Annotated in this window: 15 protein-coding genes and 1 pseudogene; 7 read left to right on the top strand and 9 right to left on the bottom strand. The window is 71.6% G+C overall.

Annotated features, from left to right (window positions below; genetic code table 11):
- Nucleotides 1-91 precede the first annotated feature (91 nt).
- Complete coding sequence (locus ABTZ59_RS00145) at nucleotides 92-1,327, top strand: hypothetical protein (protein WP_351386918.1); 1,236 nt, start codon at nucleotides 92-94, stop codon at nucleotides 1,325-1,327.
- A gap of 196 nt (nucleotides 1,328-1,523) precedes the next feature.
- Nucleotides 1,524-2,186 carry a hypothetical protein gene (locus ABTZ59_RS00140; protein ID WP_351386915.1) on the top strand — a complete coding sequence of 221 codons (663 nt, stop codon included), beginning with the start codon at nucleotides 1,524-1,526 and terminating at the stop codon, nucleotides 2,184-2,186.
- A 401-nt stretch (nucleotides 2,187-2,587) separates the two neighbouring features.
- Here the strand turns inward: ABTZ59_RS00140 and ddaH are convergent.
- Nucleotides 2,588-3,430: pseudogene (ddaH, locus tag ABTZ59_RS00135) on the bottom strand (dimethylargininase); the annotation flags it as partial.
- Nucleotides 3,431-3,645: 215 nt separating this feature from the next.
- Here ddaH and ABTZ59_RS00130 point away from each other — a divergent pair.
- Both ABTZ59_RS00130 and ABTZ59_RS00125 read left to right on the top strand, forming a co-directional pair.
- The gene (locus ABTZ59_RS00130; protein WP_351386911.1) at nucleotides 3,646-4,281 is read left to right on the top strand and encodes a TetR/AcrR family transcriptional regulator; all 636 of its coding nucleotides are present in this window, start codon (nucleotides 3,646-3,648) and stop codon (nucleotides 4,279-4,281) included.
- Between the two features lie 266 nt (nucleotides 4,282-4,547).
- Nucleotides 4,548-5,300 (top strand): bifunctional DNA primase/polymerase, encoded by a 753-nt coding sequence (locus tag ABTZ59_RS00125; protein ID WP_351386902.1) that lies wholly within the window; start codon nucleotides 4,548-4,550, stop codon nucleotides 5,298-5,300.
- Nucleotides 5,301-5,469: 169 nt separating this feature from the next.
- Here ABTZ59_RS00125 and ABTZ59_RS00120 read toward each other — a convergent pair whose 3' ends face one another.
- From ABTZ59_RS00120 to ABTZ59_RS00090, 7 genes are all read right to left on the bottom strand, one after another.
- Entirely contained in the window at nucleotides 5,470-6,417 is a 948-nt protein-coding gene (locus ABTZ59_RS00120) for an SCO2278 family lipoprotein (RefSeq protein ID WP_503001814.1), read from the bottom strand.
- Nucleotides 6,341-7,309 carry an iron uptake transporter permease EfeU gene (gene efeU / locus ABTZ59_RS00115; protein WP_351386897.1) on the bottom strand — a complete coding sequence of 323 codons (969 nt, stop codon included), beginning with the start codon at nucleotides 7,307-7,309 and terminating at the stop codon, nucleotides 6,341-6,343. The genes ABTZ59_RS00120 and efeU overlap by 77 nt, the downstream gene beginning before the upstream one ends.
- A gap of 43 nt (nucleotides 7,310-7,352) precedes the next feature.
- Complete coding sequence (gene efeB / locus ABTZ59_RS00110) at nucleotides 7,353-8,630, bottom strand: iron uptake transporter deferrochelatase/peroxidase subunit (protein WP_351386886.1); 1,278 nt, start codon at nucleotides 8,628-8,630, stop codon at nucleotides 7,353-7,355.
- Nucleotides 8,631-8,641: 11 nt separating this feature from the next.
- Complete coding sequence (efeO, locus tag ABTZ59_RS00105; RefSeq protein WP_351386875.1) at nucleotides 8,642-9,784, bottom strand: iron uptake system protein EfeO; 1,143 nt, start codon at nucleotides 9,782-9,784, stop codon at nucleotides 8,642-8,644.
- 243 nt (nucleotides 9,785-10,027) lie between these two features.
- Nucleotides 10,028-10,864, bottom strand: coding sequence for a heme ABC transporter ATP-binding protein (locus ABTZ59_RS00100; RefSeq protein ID WP_351386865.1), 837 nt, complete (start codon nucleotides 10,862-10,864; stop codon nucleotides 10,028-10,030).
- Entirely contained in the window at nucleotides 10,861-11,922 is a 1,062-nt protein-coding gene (locus ABTZ59_RS00095; RefSeq protein WP_351386859.1) for a FecCD family ABC transporter permease, read from the bottom strand. The genes ABTZ59_RS00100 and ABTZ59_RS00095 overlap by 4 nt, the downstream gene beginning before the upstream one ends.
- 4 nt (nucleotides 11,923-11,926) lie before the next feature.
- Nucleotides 11,927-13,075, bottom strand: coding sequence for a heme/hemin ABC transporter substrate-binding protein (locus tag ABTZ59_RS00090; RefSeq protein ID WP_503001605.1), 1,149 nt, complete (start codon nucleotides 13,073-13,075; stop codon nucleotides 11,927-11,929).
- Nucleotides 13,076-13,317: 242 nt separating this feature from the next.
- On the opposite strand from ABTZ59_RS00090, the gene ABTZ59_RS00085 reads away from it, so the two are divergent.
- The 3 genes from ABTZ59_RS00085 (at nucleotide 13,318) to ABTZ59_RS00075 (ending at nucleotide 17,247) form a co-directional block, all read left to right on the top strand.
- Complete coding sequence (locus ABTZ59_RS00085) at nucleotides 13,318-14,754, top strand: HtaA domain-containing protein (protein WP_351386844.1); 1,437 nt, start codon at nucleotides 13,318-13,320, stop codon at nucleotides 14,752-14,754.
- Nucleotides 14,755-14,899: 145 nt separating this feature from the next.
- Complete coding sequence (locus ABTZ59_RS00080) at nucleotides 14,900-16,576, top strand: HtaA domain-containing protein (RefSeq protein WP_351386839.1); 1,677 nt, start codon at nucleotides 14,900-14,902, stop codon at nucleotides 16,574-16,576.
- A gap of 8 nt (nucleotides 16,577-16,584) precedes the next feature.
- Entirely contained in the window at nucleotides 16,585-17,247 is a 663-nt protein-coding gene (locus ABTZ59_RS00075; RefSeq protein ID WP_351386835.1) for a PhzF family phenazine biosynthesis protein, read from the top strand.
- A gap of 39 nt (nucleotides 17,248-17,286) precedes the next feature.
- Here ABTZ59_RS00075 and ABTZ59_RS00070 read toward each other — a convergent pair whose 3' ends face one another.
- The gene (locus tag ABTZ59_RS00070) at nucleotides 17,287-17,946 is read right to left on the bottom strand and encodes a biliverdin-producing heme oxygenase (RefSeq protein ID WP_351386831.1); all 660 of its coding nucleotides are present in this window, start codon (nucleotides 17,944-17,946) and stop codon (nucleotides 17,287-17,289) included.
- Between the last annotated feature and the right edge of the window lie 154 nt (nucleotides 17,947-18,100).

Below are 18,100 nucleotides of genomic sequence, written 5' to 3'. Positions count from 1 at the left end.
CCGGGAGGCCGTCGGGGGAACTGGGGCGTTCCTCCGGTGGGAGCAAGGACCTGCCGGGGGTCCGGGCGCCGACGGTCGCTAGTCTGCCCGAATGCGTAACGGGGGAAGCGGCAGCGACAGCGTCAGTGGCAGCGACAGCGTCAGTGGCAGCGACGGCGGCGGTGACAGCGACGGTGGGAGCGGGCGGCTGTCGCGTCGGCTGAGGAAGCATCGCACGCTCGCCCTGGGGGTGACCGCGGTGGTGCTCGCCGGGGCGGTGGTGATTCCGTGGGCCGTCGCCGACTCCGGTGACGACGAGCCCTGTTGGCGGCTGCCCGCCTCGGCGCGGGCCCTCGCCGACGAACCGGCGGCCGCGACCGAGGCCCTCGACGTCGGAGGCGATGTCACCCGGCTCGCCGCCGCGCGGGAGTTGCTGGCGCACGAGAAGGTGTGCGGCGACGGGGCCCGTGTGCTGGGCCGTGTTGTGGACGGGGCGACGCGTTCCGCGGGGCCCGGTAAGCCGCACACCGTGGCGCAGGCCGGTAGCGCCTACGCGGTGGTCGCCGCCCTCCACGGCAGTGAACTCCCCGCGGGGCTCGCCCCGGCCGTGGCCCGGATGATGGCCGAGTATGTCGTGGACGCGGGGCGTGCCGGGAGTCTCGGCAGGGACGACGACGCGATCGGCCCCGCGGCGGCTCCCGAGGAGGTCCGGCCCGACGGGAGAGGGTATGTGTGGCTCGGCCGCTTCCTCGCCCCCGGTGAAGCGCACGCCACGTTCGAGTACGCCGACGATCTCGCGGGCGCGGACGCCGACGTGGAGAGCCTGGTCGCCGAACTCGCCAAGGACCCGGAGGCGTTCGCGATCCTCTACGACGCCGAGCGTGCCTATCTCGCGTACTACCTGGAGCGGCTGACCGACCGGGGCGGCGACCCCGCCTTCCGCGCCTCGCCCGACAAGCGCGAAGGCTCCTCGGACGCCACGACCTGGCCCGACAACGATCTTGAGGATCTGGCGGACCGCGTCGGTGACCTCATGAAATACCGCGCCCGCTACGCCAGGGACGGGACGATCCCCGATCTCGCCGCCTTCGACGCGTCCGTGCGTTCCCACACCCGGGGCGCTTTCCGTCCCGCGTCGGAGCGGTTGGACACCCGGCCGCCGATGGGCGACATCGCCCGCCGGCCGGTCTCCGGGCCGGTGCGCGGTGACCTGATGGACGGACGGCGCCAGCTGTTCACGGTGGTGGACGGCTGGGCGGAGGACCGGAGTGTACCCGCCCAACGTGCCAGTGCCATGAAGCAGTTGATGGACGACGCGTATGTCCGCGCCCTGTGGCTGAGGTACTGACGGAGACAAGAAGGCGGATGTAGAAGGGCCGGGATCAGAAGGAGAAGCGCAGGTCTGAGCAGCCACGCCGACCCACCTCGTCCTCCGCGAACCGCTTGGCATCCCTTGCCGCGCGGCCTTGTCGACCCCCGGAATGTCGTCGGACGCGTCGAGGGCGTAGTTGGCCGCCTCGCCGTCGCAGCGGGCGGTGGCCGTCATGGAAAGACGCTCGTATCGGTCGTTCTCCGCCGTCAGCCGGTTGCTCCAGTCGCCGTACCAGGAGACGAAGACCATCCGTGACGTCTGCTTCCCGGACTCCTCGTCCCTGGAATACAGGTCGCACCGCCCCGTCGGTGCCGAGTGGTTCGCGGCCACCGCGACCCGCCACTGCGCGCTCTCGGACAGCCCGGCCCCGGTCACCCACCCGCAGGCCGTGTCCTTCGCGTCCGACAACGGCACCGTCTTCGGAGCTTTCTCCGGGTCGGGCAGTGCGATGTCCGTCTTCGGGGCCTCAAGGGGCTTCGCGCCACACCCCAGTCTTTCCGAAGCCGAGTTGGCGAGCGCGACGGCCGTACGGTACGCCGCTCCCGGGACCCCGGTGTTGACGTCCCGGCCCAGCCAGGTGTTCACCAGCAGCTTGCGCTGTCTGCCCTCGTCGTCCTTGCCGAGATCCGGGCAGTCCAGCAGGAGCTGGATGGTGCCGTACTGGCCGACGAACCCGGGCAGCCCCTCGGGCAGTGGAGCCTGCGCGGAGAAACCCGACTTCGGGAAGAGCGCCATGAACTCCCGGTCCTGGTCCTCCCGCCGGGTGTACGCCGCCATCTCGACGAACCGCTTGTCCCGCCCCTCGTCGCCCTCAAGGGTGAGGCGGCACCAGTAGGAGCCGAGCTCGTCGATCTGCCGGGCCTCCTCGGACTTCAGCCGCGAGTCCTCCGGTGTGAGCCGTTCCACCGAGTCCTGGGGCAGCGCCCCGCCGCAGGCGTTCCGGGCCAGCCTCCAGTCCTGTGCGTAGGGCGCGGCGACATATCCGCCCACGCCCAGGACCACCGCAGCCGCCACCGACACCTTGATCCAGCGCCGCATCCGCTCCCCGCCCCCGTCATCCCAACATCTCCCGGGACCCTACTCGTTGCCGCCGAACTTCTCGCCACCGGCCGCCGGTGACCCGCCCGCCGCCCGGTGACCCGTCCGCCGCCCGGTGTGACCCGTCCGCCGCCCGGTGACCCTCCGGCCGCCGGTGACCCGCCGATCGCAGACGACCCGCCGGCCGCCGGGGGCACCTCAGCCGCGTAGCTCCTGCGTACAGCACTTCACGCTGCCACCGCCCTTGAGCAGTTCCCCGAGGTCGATACCGAGCGGTTCGAACCCCCGGTCGCGCAGCGGGGCGAAGAGCCCGGCGGCGCTCTGCGGCAGCAGCACATGACGGCCGTCGCTCACCGCGTTCAGCCCGAGCGCCGCCGCGTCCGGCTCGGCGGCGGTGAGCGCGTCGGGGAAGAGCCGGGCGAGTACGGTCCGGCTGCCGGGGGAGAAGGCGTCGGGGTAGTACATGATCTCGTCGGCCGCCTCATCCAGTACACACAGGGCCGTGTCCAGGTGGTAATAGCGCGGGTCGACCAGATCCAGGCCGATCACCGGCCGGCCGAAGAACTCCTGCGCCTCGTCGTGCGAGAGCGGGCTGGACCGGAAGCCGCGCCCGGCCAGCAGATAGGTGGAGGTGACGGCGAAATCGCCCTCGCCCTCGTTGATGTGCACCGGCTCACGGATGTCGCTGTAGCCATGGGCACGGAACCAGTTCAGATGCGCCTGCGCCTCGCCGTGCCGCTCCTGATGGGCGAAGCGGGCGCCGAGCACGCGGCCGTCGATGACCGTGGCGCCGTTCGCGGCGTAGACCATGTCCGGCAGGCCGGGGTCGGGGTCCAGCAGCGAGACGCTGTGGCCGAGCGCCGTGTAGCGGTCGCGCAGGTCCTCCCACTGGGCCAGGGCCAGCGGCAGGTCCACCGGCTTCGAGGGGTTCATCCAGGGGTTGATCGAGTACGTCACCGCGAAGTGGCGCGGCGGGCACATGAGATAGCGGCGGGGGGAGGCGTCACGAGGCAATGGGGGCTCCTCACGAGCTGTGGGCGCACGTGGTGTGTGGGGGAGAGAGGCTCGATGTGCGTGTGCGTGTGCGTGTGCGTCTGCGTCTGCGTGTGTGCGTGTGGGTGTGTGCACGTGTGCGCGTGAAAGCCATGGTCCGCTCCGTCGGGCCCGCGCGCTGTCAACCGTTCGGGTGGTTCCCCGCGCGCCGCCCCGGCCGTACGAGACGATACGTCCCGCCTCCCCGGTTGTAGATTGAGGCCATGGCTGACAGCAGGGCACCCGACTCCACCCGGCGCAGTGAACGCTCGCGCCGGGCGATCTATGACGCGGCCCTCGCCCTGGTGAGCGAGGTCGGCTACGGCAGGACGACGATCGAGGGCATCGCGGCCCGCGCCGGGGTCGGCAAGCAGACGATCTACCGCTGGTGGCCCTCCAAGGGCGCCGTACTGCTGGAGGCCTTCCTCGACCTCGGCGATCAGGCGGCGCAGGCGGCGGACGGCGGCGAGGGCATCCGCGAGATTCCCGACACCGGCGATCTGGAGGCGGATCTCAAGCTGGTCCTGCGCGCCACCGTCGACGAGATGAACGACCCGAAGTACGAGGTGCCCTCCCGCGCCCTCGCCGCCGAGGGGATCGTCAACGCCGAGCTCGGTGCCGAATTCGCCAGGAAGATGCTCGAACCGCAGCTTCAGCTCTATGTGAAGCGGCTGCGCGCCGCCCAGGACGCCGGGGAGGTACGGCAGGACCTCGATCCCCGTATCGCCCTGGAGCTGCTGGTCGGCCCCGTCGCCCATCGCTGGCTGCTGCGGACGCTTCCGCTGACGCACGCGTACGCGGACACGATCGTCGAGTACGCGGTGCGCGGACTGGCCCCGAGGCCGCCCGTGCGGCACTGAGTGCCGGCGTGCGGTGCCCGCGCGTGGAGACGTCCGGGCGCCGGGGGGCGCGCGGGGGCGCGTCGATGCATACGGGGCGGGTGTGGTGAATCCCATCGCTTCCGGAGACCCCGTACGGGGCGGCATACCACCGCACAAGCGGCAATTCACCCCGTGGTGACGGGTGGCTCCCCGTACCCCGGTGGGGGCTCCCGGCCACCCGGGGAGCAGGATAGTGGGACGATGGGGAGTGTCCGCAGGGACGAGCATGAGGTGTGAGGGGATAGATGGGCGACGATTTCGGCCGCTACCGCGGCACGGAGAGCAGGATTCCCCAGTGGCTGCGCAGGCGCCCCAAGAAGAGCGCCGGCGGTTCCGCGTTCGACGAGGACGTGGCCGGCCGCGAGGCGCTGCTGCTCGCTGTCGCGCAGGCCGGTATGCCCGTCTCGCCCGCCGCGCACCCCGTCGGCTACCGATGTTCCTGTGAACGGATCGGCTGTCCCACCCCGGCCAGACACCCCCTCTCCTTCGCCTGGCAGACCCAGTCCACGACCGATCGCGCGCAGATCGAGCGATGGGCGCGCAACCAGCCCGAGGCCAACTTCATCACCGCGACGGGCATGATCCACGACGTACTCGACGTGCCGCTGGAAGCGGGCAGCCGGGCGCTGGAGCGGCTGCTCGAACAGGGCATCGACGTCGGTCCCGTGGCGGACTCCGGCGGCGACCGGATGCTCTTCTTCACCGCGACCCGGGGCACCCCCGAGGACGAGGACGAGTGGTGGCCCTGTGAGCTGGACTGCCACCCCGAGACGATGGACGAGCACCCGGGGCTGCGCTGGCACTGCCGGGGCAGCTATGTGCTCGTGCCCCCGGCCCAGTTGCCCGGCGAACTGTCGGTGCGCTGGCTGCGCGGCCCCGAGCACCCGCTGCCTGATCCGCTGACGCTGCTGGAGAGCCTGACCGACGCGTGTGCGCGATACGCGGGGGAGAACGGCGAACTGGACCCGCACGCGGTGGCCTGGCCGCTGGGCCGCTGACACGAGGCGGCCCTGTCCGGCCCGGGCCGGACAGTCGGGACCCGCGTCACAGCGCGTACGAAAGTACCTACGAGCCCACGTTGTACGTACGAGCCTGCGAGCTTGATGTACGTGCGAGCCCACGAAGTGCCCACGACCTCGTCGCGGTATCCACGATCCCTTCGCGGCCCTACGATCCCTTCGCGCCCGTGACCCCCTGAAGCCGGCTCGCCACCCACACCGTCGGCGTGTCCGCTCCCGCGCGCGGGACCAGCGCCACCTGGCTGGACACCCACTCCTTGGTGAGCGTGTTCCGTATGTCGCCCGTCAACAGCGCCTTGACATCAGGCTTCACCACCGGCTTGACACCCTTGGCGCCCGTCTGCCGCTCGAAGTACCGCGTCGCGAAGAAGACCAGCGCGCCGCCGTCCTTCGTCCGCAGCCCCAGCGGGGCGAAGTCGCCCTCGTTCAGCGGCTGGTCGACATACTGCGTGACCAGACCGGGCAGCCGCGCGTTCTTCTCGCGGGCCTCCCGCCATCCGTTCGTGTGCGGCCCGTCCATGAAGGTCTTCCCCGCACCGTCGCGCAGATACGAGACATACGCCTCGCTCAGCTTCCCCGGCGCCACCGCCAGCGCCTCGCTGTCCGGCGCCGCCGGTTCGCCCCAGCCGTCCTTGTCGGTCGCGAAATCCGGGACCTCGCTCGTGGCCATGATCGTCAGATACGGCACCTTCCACCGCTCTTCGGGGCCGTTGCGCACGAAGACCAGCAGCCAGCGCGTGTCCTGGGGGCCACCGTCGTCCGCGTCGCGGTTGCTGTCGGTGTTCGCGACGAACCAGCGCGGCCAGCCCGCCTTCTTGGGGATCGTGAACGTCGCGTCGGTCAGCTCCAGCGGCTGATGCCGCGGATTGCCATCCGGGTTCATGATGCCGGCCGCCTTGAGACCGGCTTGGTTGATCGCGCCCAGCGCGCCGGTCACCCGGCCCGCGTCGAGCGCCGGATCGTACGCCTTGTCCGCCGCGTTGTACGCGTCGGTGAAATCCTTCAGCGCCCGCGCGGCCTCACTCCGGTCGGCCGTCGGCAGTACCGCCAGCTCCCCGTGCACCGTCACGCACCCGCTCGCCGTCAGCGACAGCACCGTCGCCGTCGCGAGCACCGCCGCTGCCCGAATCGGCCTTCCCCGCCTGCTCATCGGCCTTCTCTGCTCCTCGACCCCGACTGACCGGGCCCAACCCTACCGGCGCCAGGAACAGCGCGAGCGTCGGGACCAGATACAGGCACCAGACGATGACTTGAAGGACCGTCGGGTCCGGCTGGAAGTTGAAGACGCCCTTGAGCAGCGTGCCGTACCAGCTGTCCGGCGGGATGGTCGTGCTGATGTCGAACGCCTTGCTGGACAGGCCGCCCAGGAAGCGTGCCTCCTGGAGGTCGTGGACGCCGTACGCGAGCACACCCGCCGCGACGATCACCAGCATCCCGCCGGTCCAGGTGAAGAACTTGGCCAGATTGATGCGCAGCGCGCCCCGGTAGAAGAGCCAGCCGAGCACCACCGCGCTCGCGATGCCGAGCAGCACACCGATCAGGGGTGCGTGGCTGCCGTCCGAGGAGGCCCGTACCGACGCCCAGACGAACAGCGCGGTCTCAAGACCCTCCCGGCCCACGGCCAGGAACGCCGTCGCGACCAGCGCGCCCGTACCCATCTGGAGCGCCGCGTCCAGCCGGCCGTGCAGCTCCGCCCTCAGATGCCGCGCCGTACGCCGCATCCAGAAGACCATCCAGGTCACCAGCGCCACCGCGAGGACCGACAGCGAGCCGCCGAGCGCCTCCTTCGCCTCGAACGTCAGCTCCTGCGAGCCGAATTCGAGCCCGAAGCCGAAGCCGAGCGCGAGGGCGACCGCGACCCCGATCCCGATCCAGATGGGGCGCAACGCGTCGCGCCGCTCCGTCTTGACGAGATACGCGACCAGGATGCAGACCACGAGACTGGCCTCAAGGCCCTCGCGCAGACCGATCAGATAGTTTCCGAACACGTCGGAACTCCCTTTCCGATATTCCGAATTCCGAATTCCGATATCAGGCGATCAGGGCCCGGCCCCACCAGTCGTCCCTGTCCCGGACGCCCGGCGGGATCGCGAAGACCGCTGAACCCACGTGCTGGATGTATTCGTTGAGCGCGTCGGAGCGCGCCAGGGACCGCTGTACGGGGATGAACGCGTCCCGTACGTCGCGCTGGTACGCCAGGAAGAACAGCCCCGCGTCGAGGCGGCCGAGGCCGTCCGTACCGTCCGTGAAGGAGTAGCCGCGGCGCAGCATCCGCGCCCCGTGGTGGGAGTCCGGATGCGCCAGCCGTACGTGCGAGGTCGGCAGCATCGCCTTCAGATTGGGCTTGTCGTGCTCGCGCGCCTTGCCGACCGCCGCGCCCTCGCCCTTGTCCCGGCCGAAGACGTCCTCCTGCTCCTGGAGGGAGGTACGGTCCCAGGTCTCGATCCGCATCGAGATCCGGCGGGCCACCAGATACGAGCCGCCCGCCAGCCAGCCGGGGCCGTCCGCGTCCGACACCCAGACGTGCTTGTCGAGGGCGGCGGTGTCCGTGCCCGCGATATTGCTGGTGCCGTCCTTGAAGCCGAAGAGATTACGGGGGGTCTGGGCGCCCGGCGTGGTCGACGACGTCTTGCCGAAGCCGAGCTGCGACCAGCGCACCGCGACCTTCCCGAAGCCGATCCTGGCCAGATTGCGGATGGCGTGCACGGCGACCTGCGGATCGTCCGCGCACGCCTGGACACACAGATCGCCGCCGCCGCGCGCCGGATCGAGGTTGTCACCGGGGAACTTCGGCAGCTCGACAAGCGCGGCCGGGCGCCGCCCGGCCAGCCCGAACCGGTCGTTGGCGAAGAGGCCGGGACCGAAGCCGACGGTGAGGGTGAGCCGGGACGGCTTGAGGCCGAGAGCTTCGCCGGTGTCGTCGGGCGGGGCCTCGGGGAGACCGCCGTACGCGCCCTCGCCGACCGCGTGCCCGGCCGTCATGCGCTCGGCGGCGCGGGTCCAGTCCTTGAGCAGCCGGACCAGCTCCGCGCGGTCCTCGGTCGTCACGTCGAACGCGGCGAAGTGCAGCCGGTCCTGGACGTCGGTGGCGATCCCGGCCTGGTGGCGGCCGTGGAAGGGGACGGCCGCGCCGGACTCGGCGGCGGGCGCGGCGGTGCCACCGTCCGCCACCGCGGCCACGGCGCCACCGGCCGCGGCGGCGCCGAGCGCGAGCCCGGCACCGCCCCAGCCGAGCAGCGCGCGGCGGGACGGCGGGGACGGTGCCTCCGCGTGGTGCTTTCCGTCCGGTGTGGTGTCGTCGGAGGGCATGGCGCGCATACCTACTTGACGACGGCGGCGGCGAGCTTGGAAAGCGGCTCGGCCAGTGCGTTCACACCGTCCGAGAGCTCCTTGCGCTCCGCCTTGCCGACCTTCTCGTACGAGACGAAGGTGTACGCGTCCGCGCCCTCGCGGTAGGTGTCGAGCAGCTTGTTCAGCGCGGCGAACCGCTTGTCCAGCTCCGTCACCAGCGTCGGGTCGTTCTTCGAGGCGACCGGCTTGAGCAGCTCGTACGCGTGCTGCGCGCCCTCGACATTGCCTTTGAAGTCGACCAGGTCGGTGTGGCTGTAGAGCTCCTCCTCGCCGGTGACCTTGCCCGCCGCGACCTCGTCGAGGAGTTCCTTGGCGCCGTTGGCCATCGAGGTCGGGGTGATCTCGGCCCTGCCGACCCGCTTCTGCCAGTCGGCGAGGTCCTTGTCCAGCGTGTCCGCGAGCGCCTTGGCGTCGGGGCCGAGCTTCTTGTCCTGCCAGAGTTCCTTCTCCAGCCGGTGCCAGCCCGTCCACTTCTGGCCGGTCTCCAGACCGTCGGCGCGCACGTCGACCTTCGGGTCGATGTCGCCGAAGGACTCGGCGACCGGCTCGGTGCGCTCCCAGCCGATACGGGAGGGCGCGTACGCCTTCTTCGCCGCTTCGAGATCACCGGCGCGCACGGCGTCGGTGAAGACCTTGACCTTCGGCAGCGTCTCGTCGGCCTGCGTCTGCACGTACTCGCGGTACGCGGCGACCGCGGCGTCCATCTCCGGGCTGCGCTCGGCGGCGGCGGTTGTGCCGGTCACCGTGACCTTCTGCCGGATGCCGTCGCCCTTCATCCCTGGCTTGCACGCGATCTCGTACGAACCGGCCTTCACCTCGGCGGTGATCCTGGCCTTCGTACCGGGGCCGATGTTCTCGCGCTCGGTGACGATCCGGTCGTCGGGGAAGAGCAGATAGACCTCGGTGACCTTGGTGCCCTTGTTCTCGACGGCCAGCTCCACATGGCCGGCCGGGAACTCCTTCTCCGACACCTCGCAGGAGTCGTCCGCCGCGGTGACCCGGACGGCACCGTCACCGGCCTGCGCGTCGCTCTTCTCGGCGCAGCCCGTCACGGCGGTCAAGGCGGCCACCGCCGCGGTGGCGGTGACGACGGAGAGACGGACAGGTCGCATGCGGGCTCCATAAGAAGGGCGGGAGGACGGCTGAGGTACAGACGCCGGAGTACGGCAGGGGTACAGACGCCGGAGAACGGCTGGGGTACAGACGTCGGAGTACGGAAGTGAGGCGGCCCTAACTTAACTGAGGCTTACCTGTGCCGTGACCTCTCGCGCAGTGATTCGCCTCTCACTGCTTCCCCCGGATACGAGCAGGTCACAGCAGTCCCCGGGGCACCCCAAGGCCGGGTCAAGCGCGGGTCAAGAAGCGCGCTCGGGGACCACCAGCGGAACGCCGGTCCGTGGATGCGGGAAGACCTCGACGGGCTGGCGGTAGACCCGGCTCAGCAGGTGGCCGCGGAAGATCTCGATGGGCGGTCCCACGGCGGCGACGGCTCCGTCGTGCAGTACGGCGGCACGGTCCGCGTGGGCGGCGGCGAGCCCCAGATCGTGCAGGACGACCACGACGGCGTCGCCCGCCGCCGCCCGCTCCCGGCAGACCCGCAGGACCAGTTCCTGATGGCGCAGATCGAGCGCGGCGGTCGGCTCGTCGAGGAGGAGAAGCGGGGCGCGCTGGGCGAGGACACGGGCGAGCGCGACGCGCGCCCGCTCGCCGCCGGAGAGCGCGGAGAAGGGGCGCGCGGCGAACTCGGTGGTCTCGGTGGCCGCCATCGCCCCGGCGACGGCGGCCTCGTCCTCGTCCTCCCGCGCCGTCCCGGCCCAGGGCGCCCGGCCCATCCGTACCACCTCCGCCACCGGGAAAGGGAACGAGAGCACGGCCGCCTGGGGGAGTACGGCGCGGCGCAGGGCGAGTTCGCGCGCGGACCAGTCGTGCGCGGGGCGCCCGGCGATCCGTACCTCGCCGCGGTCGGGCCGCAGATCGGCCGCGAGCGCGGCGAGCAGGGTCGACTTCCCGGCCCCGTTGGGCCCCACGAGCGCCAGCACCTCACCGGCGCGGACACCGAGGCCGACCTCGCGAAGCACCTCGCGCTGTCCGAGCCGGACATGGAGGCCGCGGACCTCGGCGAGGGGAGTGCCGGGGGCAGCGGGCGCGGGCAGCGCGCGCCCGCGCGCGGCGAACAGACCGCGGACGCTCATGCCCAACCACCTTGCTTGCGACGAGTCCTGCGCAGCAACCAGAAGAAGAACGGGCTGCCGAAGAGCGCGGTCAGTACGCCCAGGGGGAGTTCCGCGGGGGCCGCGACCGTACGGGCCGCCAGATCGCCCGTGACGAGGACCAGCGCGCCGCCGAGCGCGCTGCCCGGGACCAGGAAGCGATGTCCCGGGCCGTTCGCCATCCGCAGCAGATGCGGCACCAGCAGACCCACGAACGTGATGATCCCGGCCACCGCGACCGCCGCCGCCGTGAGCAGCGCGACGACCAGCACCAGCACCCTACGGAGCCGCTCCACATCCACCCCCAGATGACGGGCCGACCGTTCACCGAGGGCGAGAAGGTCCAGCCGCCGCGCGTAGAAGGGCGCCAGGGCCAGACCCGCCAGCGCGCACGGCAGCACCGCGAGCACCTTGGGCCAGGTCGCCTGGGCCAGCGAACCGAGCTGCCAGAAGGTGATCTGGGTGATCTGCGCGTTGTCCGCGAAGAAGACGAAGAGTCCGATCAGCGCCCCCGCGAACGCGTTCACCGCGATGCCGGTGAGAATGAGCGTGACCACTTCCGTACGGCCGCCGGAGCGCGACAGCGCGTACACCAGCAGGACCGTCGCGAGCCCGGCGACGAACGCGCTGACCGTCACCGTCCAGTCGCCGAAGAAACTCAGCCCCAGCGCGATGGAGGCGACCGCGCCGACCGCCGCGCCCGACGAGATGCCGATGACACCGGGTTCGGCGAGCGGATTGCCGAACACGCCCTGCGTCAGGGCGCCCGCGCAGCCGAGCGAGGCGCCGACGAGGAGCGCGAGGACGACGCGGGGCAGCCGTACGTTCCACAGCACGCTCTCGCCGACCCGGTCGAGCGCCGAGCCGCCGAGCCCGGTCCTGTGCTGTACGGAGGCGAGGACATCCCCGAGAGGGATGTGGTACGCGCCGATCCCGGCCGAGAGCAGACAGAGGACGACGAGCGCACCGAGCAGTCCGCCGGTCAGCAGGGTGGTGCTCCCGGGCAGTCGCCGACGCGCGATCGCGGTGAACGCCGACATCACGTCACTTCCCGTCCGCGTACAGCTGCTTGACGATCGACCGCAGCACTTCGTCGGTGCGCGGGCCGTAGTTCAGCAGCACTCCGTCGTCGATCGCGATGACCCTGCGGTCCATGCCCGCCGGTGTCTCGGCGATCCCGGGGATCCTCACCAGGCCGTCCACCCCGCCCACCGAGTCGAGCCCCTTGGTCATGACGAGGATCGCGTCGGGCGCGGCCTTCGCCAGTGCCTCGCTCGTGATCGCGGTGAAGTCCCCGGTCAGCCCCGACTCCTTGCCCGCGTCGACCGCGCCGGCCGCCTCCAGCAGTGAACTCGCCCCGGACTCACGGCCGCCGAGCAGATAGACGGAGGCCGAGCCGCGCAGATAGAGGAAGGCCACGCGCGGCTTCCCGCCGTCCTTCCCTGCGTCCTTCCCTCCGTCCTTTCCGCTGTCCTTCCCGCCGTCCTTCCCGCTGTCTTTCCCACTGTCCTTGCCGCCGTCCCTCCCGCTGCCCCGCGTGCCCTGCTCGTCCGTCGGGATCCCGTCGCGTACGGCGTCGATCCGTTCCTCCGTACGCTTCCTCAGCTCGGCGCCCGCCGCCGGCACACCCAGCGCGCCGGCCACCGCGTCGATTCGCGTCCCGACATCGGCGAGGCTCTTCGCCGGGTCGACGACGACCAGCGGAACGCCCGCGTCCCGGATCTGGCCGATGGCCTCGGCGGGTCCCGTGGTGGAGTCGGCGAGGACGAGCGTCGGCCCGAGCGACAGCACGCCCTCCGCCGAGACATCGTGCGCCCTGGTCACCACCGGCAGTTTCGCGGCCTGTTCGAAGGTGGCGGTGATGTCGCGGGCGACGACCCGCTCGCCGAGGCCGAGTGTGAAGACGATCTCGCTCAGCGAGCCGGTCAGCGGCACGATCCGGTCGGCCGAGGCGACCGTGACCTTCCTGCCGTCGGCGGAGTTGACGGTGACAGGCAGCCGGGGCGTGGGCGCGGCGGCCAGTGGCTCCAGCCGGTCGGCGGCGGCTGCGGGCGTCGGGTTCCGCTTCGCGTCGGTCGTATCCGTACCGCCGCCGCCTCCGCCGCTGGAACCGCAGCCGGTCAGCGCGAGGGCGAGGGCGATGACGGAGAGAAAGGCGCCCGTGAGGCGTGATCTGCGCACCGAGCGCACCATCCTGTTCGTTCTGTCGAGTCGTTCTGTCGAGTCGGGCTGTCGGGTTGTTGGGTTGTCGGGCTGTCGAGCGGGTGAGTTGTCGAGTGGGTGAGCTGTCGAGTGGTTCGGCCGGGGCCCCCGTGGGGAGGGGTTCCAGCACAGGTTGGAGATAGCTTAGGTTAGCCTTACCTTGCTTGTCAGGCCCGGGGCTGTTCCACGTCCGGGTCCGCCGTCCCTGCTCGTCAGACGTGGGAGTGACTTCGATGCCGTCCTTCAGATCCGTGCGCGCCTTCGTCGTCGCGCTGCTCATGGCGCTGCCGATGGCCCTGCTGCCGACCGCGGGTGCGGGGGCCGCCGACCGTACGGTGCAGGGCGGCCGGCTCGACTGGGGCATCAAGTCGTCTTTCCTCGGCTATGTCACCGGGCCTATCGCGCAGGGCAGTTGGGCGCTGAACGGGGGTGCGGCCACGGTGGGCAGCCAGTTCCGGTTCCACTCGGCCACCGGCACCTACGACCCGGACACCGGCGCGCTCAGGGCCGGCTTCTCCGGCGGGGTCCGGTTCCTCGGTCATCTCAAGGCCGACGGCAGCCATGAACTCGATCTCACGATCAGCCGTCCCACCGTCCGGATCACCGGCGGCAGCGGCACACTCCACGCGGACATGACCAGCAAGCCGAAGGGCGGCGGCAAGGTCACCTCGGCATCTCAGGTCCCGCTCGCCACTCTCGACCTCTCCGGGATCGCGATGAAGGGCGGCGGCAGCCCCGTCGTCCTCACCCGCGTCCCGGCGACGCTCACCGCACAGGGCGCCACGGCCTTCGCGGGCTACTACACCGCCGGAACAGCGCTCGATCCGGTCAGCCTGTCCGTGGACACGCGGGCGGCGGGCACACCGGGGAAGACGTCACCGGCGCCGTCCGCGTCCGCGTCCGGACCCGGCGACGGCGAGAAGACGAAGAACACCATCCAGGACGCGGCCGTCGACTGGGGCGTGCGCCGCACCTACCGCGAGTACGTCACCGGCCCCGTCGCCAAGGGGAAATGGACCCTGGGCGGCGGCGCCCAGGACGGCGGCGCGCTGTTCCGCTTCCCTCGGGGCAAGGGGACGTACGACGCGGGGAAGGGCACGCTCGACGCCGCCTTCGCGGGCAGCGTCCGGTTCACCGGAACCCGGCTGGATCTGACGCTCAGCAAGGTCGCCGTACGAGTGAAGGACGGCAAGGGCACGCTCTCGGCGGATGTCTTCGACGCGGCCGAGGGCAGTCCGCCCCGTAAAGCCGTGCCGCTCGTCACCTTCGAGGCCAAGGACTTCACGCCGAAGGACGGTCTCGCCTCGCTCTCCGAGGCTCCCGCGACGCTCACCTCACCGGGCGCCGAGACCTTCGGCTCCCTCTACGCGGCCGGTACCGCGATGGACCCGATCTCGCTGGCGGTCGCCGTCGACAAGAAGGCCGCGCTGCCCGCGCTGCCCGACCTGGGCAGTGACGCGTCGCCCTCCGCGGCGCCGGAGGCCCCGGCCTCCCTGTCCGCCGCGCCCTCCACCGGAGCGGCCACGGACGCCGCCTCGTCCTCGTCGTCCTCGTCGTCCGCCGGCGCGGGGACGTACGTGGCGATCGGCGCGGGTGCGCTCGTCGTCGCGGGACTGACGGGCTTCACGGCCGTCGCCGTCCGCAGGCGCCGCGGCGCCAACACGCCATAGCACCACCTCATCACCGCACTTCATCACCGCACTTCATCACCCCTCGCACCCCGCACCCCGCACCACACAACTCTGCCCTTTTCCGAGCGGATTCCGTGTGTTCGCGCGTGCGTTCCATGTCCCACCGTCAAGGAGTACATCCCCCATGGCAGCAACCCGCCGCCCCATAGCACTCACCGCCGCCATCGCGACGGCGGCGGCCCTCGGAGCCACCGCCTTCACCGTCCCGGCGCTCGCGTCCGGCGCCCCGGCCGACGCGCCTCAGCGACCGCTCGCCGCGCCCGGCGCCGCACCGAAGCTCGATCTGAAGGACGGCACCCTGGACTGGGGCCTCAAGGAGTCCTTCCGCACGTATGTGGCCGGCATGGCCGCGGGCACGATCACCGCCACCGACGGCGCCACCCAGGCCACCGGAAACGGCCCCTTCACCTTCACCAACGGCACCGGCTCGTACGATCCCGCCACCCACGATGTGGCCACGGACTTCGACGGCGGCGTGCTGTTCTCCTCCAAGGCCCACGGCTTCGAGATCAAGGTGGCCGACGTGAGGCTGGTCACGGCGGGGACGGGCGGCGCCATCGAGGCGGACGTCACCCTCAACGGCGCCACCCAGAACGACATCGAGTTGGCCGCGATCGATCTGACGGGGATCCGCCCGCAGACCACGGGCGGCAGGATGGTCCTCAAGGACATCCCGGCCACGCTGACCGCCGACGGCGCGAAGGCGTTCAACGGGATGTACGCGGAGGGCACGGAGTTGGACAAGGCCACCCTCGCCGTCGGCTACGAGACGGGTGGCGGTACGTCCTCCCCGCCGCCGTCCACGGAGCCCGGGCCGACGACGGCCCCCACCTCGGAGGTGACCGCCCCCGGGCCCACGCCGACCGCCACAAGCCCGACCGCCACAAGCCCGGCCACCGCCCCGTCCAGCACAAGCCCGAGCACCGCCCCGTCCAGCACAAGCCCGAGCACCGCCCCGTCCACCGCCGCCCCGGCAGCGCCCCCGAGGGCCGAGGACGGCGCGATCGTGGACGGCACCCTGGACTGGGGCGTCAAGGAGTCCTTCCGCTCGTACGTCGTCGGCACGATCGCCCGGGGCAAGGTCGAACTCTCCGACGGCGCGGCGAAGTCGGGCGCCACGGCCTACCGCTTCCCCGAGGGCACGGGCGACTTCGACGCGACCGCGCGGACCCTCTCGGCGTCCTTCGGCGGTACGGTCCGCTTCCTCGGCCACCAGGACGAGGACGGCGAGTACGTTCTCGACGTCCGGCTGAGCGGTCTCCAGGTCGTGGTGGAGGACGGCAAGGGCACGCTGGTCGCCGATGTCAGCACCAAGGACCAAGAGACGCACAAGGTCGCCACGTACCAGGATCTGACCCTCGCCACGCTCGACATCCCGGCCGCCGGTCCGGTCGCCAAGGACGGAGTCGTCACGCTGAACGCCGTACCCGCGACCCTCACCGCCGACGGTACGAAGGCCTTCGGCGGGATGTACCAGGAGGGTACGGAGCTGGACAGGCTGACCCTCGCGGTCGCGTTCGACGAGAACGCCAACCTCCCCGGTGGCACGGGCGGTTCGGGCACTTCCGGCACGGGCGGTTCGGACGGTATTGGCGCGGGCGGTTCGGACGGTACCGGCGCGGCGGGCGGCGGCATTGTCGGCGGCGCGGCGGGCGGGTCCCTCGCCTCCACCGGTGCCGGGGTCCCGGCCGGCGCGCTGATGGGCGCGGCAGGTGCGATCGCCGCCGTCGGCGCGGCCGTCGTCTTCGCGGCCCAGCGCCGCCGTACGGGCCGGGCCAAGCCGCTCGGCGACGGTGCTTAAATGCCTGCGTGAGCGACATCGACGTACTCAGCGTCTTCTGCGGGGCCGACGGCCGGCACGGCAACACGCTCGGTGTCGTCCGCGAGGGGCGTCGCCACCCCGACCGGGCGGCCAGGCAGGCCATCGCGGCCCGGCTCGGCTACAGCGAGACGGTGTTCGTCGACGACCCCGAGCGCGGTGTGGTCGACATCTATACGCCGGGGCTGCGGCTGCCCTTCGCCGGGCATCCGCTCGTCGGCGCGGCCTGGCTGCTGGATCTGGAGACGGTGAACCCGCCCGCGGGCGAGGTGTGGGTGCGCCAGGACGGCGAGTTCACCTGGATCACCGCCCGCCCCGAATGGGCGCCGCCGCGCACGCTCCGGCGGTACGCCTCGGCCGCCGAGGTCGACGCGCTGCCCGCCCCGCCGCCGGGCGAGGGCTGGCTCTACGCCTGGGCCTGGGAGGACGAGGCCGCCGGCCGGGTCAGGGCCCGCGCCTTCCCGCGCCGTGACGACGGCATCGCCGAGGACGAGGCGACCGGCGCGGCGGCGCTGCTGCTCACGGCGGCATTGGGCCGTGCCCTGAACATCACACAGGGCCGGGGGTCGCAGCTGATCACGGCCCCCGGCCCTGACGGATCGATCGAGATCGGCGGCCGGGTGCGGCTGCTCACGGCCACGCAGGCCCGCTGACCGCTGACCGCTGACCGCACGGCGCGGCGCGCGCCGCGCTTACGCGCTCAGCGGGAACCGCGCGCCCAACTCCCGGAACACCGCTCCGTTGAAGTCGAACGCGCGCTTGCACTCGTCGATGATCCGCTGCTTCTCCAGATCGTCCGCCGCCACCCGGTCGAGCAGCTCGCGGTAACTCCGCTTGAACGCGGCCGGATTGGCGATCCCCTCGAAGACATAGAAGCGGACGCCGTCGCCCTTGCGGGCGAAGCCCCAGGTCTTCTCCGCCCTGTCGCGGATGATCTGGCCGCCGGAGAGGTCCCCGAGATAGCGGGTGTAGTGGTGCGCCACGAAGCCGCCCGGCCAGTCGTGCGCACACTCCTCGACCCGCGCGGCGTACGCGGCGGTCGCGGGCAGCGGCTCCAGGCCCGTACGCCAGTCCGCCCCGCGCAGATGTGCCAGATCGCGTTCCAGCTCGGGCGTGCGCGCCAGCTCATGCCGGATGAAGGGCCCCGCGACCGGGTTCGCTCGCAGCGACTCCGAGGCGCCCTCCAGCGCGCGGTACACGAACCACAGCTGCTCGGTGTAGCGCGTGTACGCGTCCACCCCGAGCCGGCCGCCCAGCAGATCGCTCATGAACGTCGACGTCTCCGCCTCCGTGTGCTGCGCGTGCGAGGCGACGCGGATGAGCGTGGAGAACGGGGTGGCGGTTGCGTTCAAAGCGGGCCTCCGGAGACCGAGGGGGACGGGAGCAGGCGGATACCGGCGTCGGCGGCACGGGCGGCCGCCAGGACCGATACTCTTACTTAGGCTTACCTAAGTCAACTGGTTCCCGACGTCCTGTCGGTAAAAACGCTACCCCGCTCACAGCGGC

Source organism: Streptomyces sp. NPDC094034 (assembly GCF_040303865.1).
In the GTDB taxonomy this organism is placed as follows: Bacteria; Actinomycetota; Actinomycetes; order Streptomycetales; family Streptomycetaceae; genus Streptomyces.
This window is presented reverse-complemented; position numbering and strand designations above follow the sequence as displayed.

Coding starts and splice junctions, on each gene's coding strand:
- ABTZ59_RS00090 (WP_503001605.1), bottom strand. CDS start 13,075: ATGGTGCGCTCGGTGCGCAGATCACGCCTCACGGGCGCCTTTCTCTCC.
- ABTZ59_RS00085 (WP_351386844.1), top strand. CDS start 13,318: ATGCCGTCCTTCAGATCCGTGCGCGCCTTCGTCGTCGCGCTGCTCATG.
- ABTZ59_RS00095 (WP_351386859.1), bottom strand. CDS start 11,922: ATGTCGGCGTTCACCGCGATCGCGCGTCGGCGACTGCCCGGGAGCACC.
- ABTZ59_RS00130 (WP_351386911.1), top strand. CDS start 3,646: ATGGCTGACAGCAGGGCACCCGACTCCACCCGGCGCAGTGAACGCTCG.
- efeB (WP_351386886.1), bottom strand. CDS start 8,630: ATGCCCTCCGACGACACCACACCGGACGGAAAGCACCACGCGGAGGCA.
- ABTZ59_RS00080 (WP_351386839.1), top strand. CDS start 14,900: ATGGCAGCAACCCGCCGCCCCATAGCACTCACCGCCGCCATCGCGACG.
- ABTZ59_RS00145 (WP_351386918.1), top strand. CDS start 92: ATGCGTAACGGGGGAAGCGGCAGCGACAGCGTCAGTGGCAGCGACAGC.
- ABTZ59_RS00100 (WP_351386865.1), bottom strand. CDS start 10,864: ATGAGCGTCCGCGGTCTGTTCGCCGCGCGCGGGCGCGCGCTGCCCGCG.
- efeO (WP_351386875.1), bottom strand. CDS start 9,784: ATGCGACCTGTCCGTCTCTCCGTCGTCACCGCCACCGCGGCGGTGGCC.
- ABTZ59_RS00125 (WP_351386902.1), top strand. CDS start 4,548: ATGGGCGACGATTTCGGCCGCTACCGCGGCACGGAGAGCAGGATTCCC.
- ABTZ59_RS00140 (WP_351386915.1), top strand. CDS start 1,524: ATGGAAAGACGCTCGTATCGGTCGTTCTCCGCCGTCAGCCGGTTGCTC.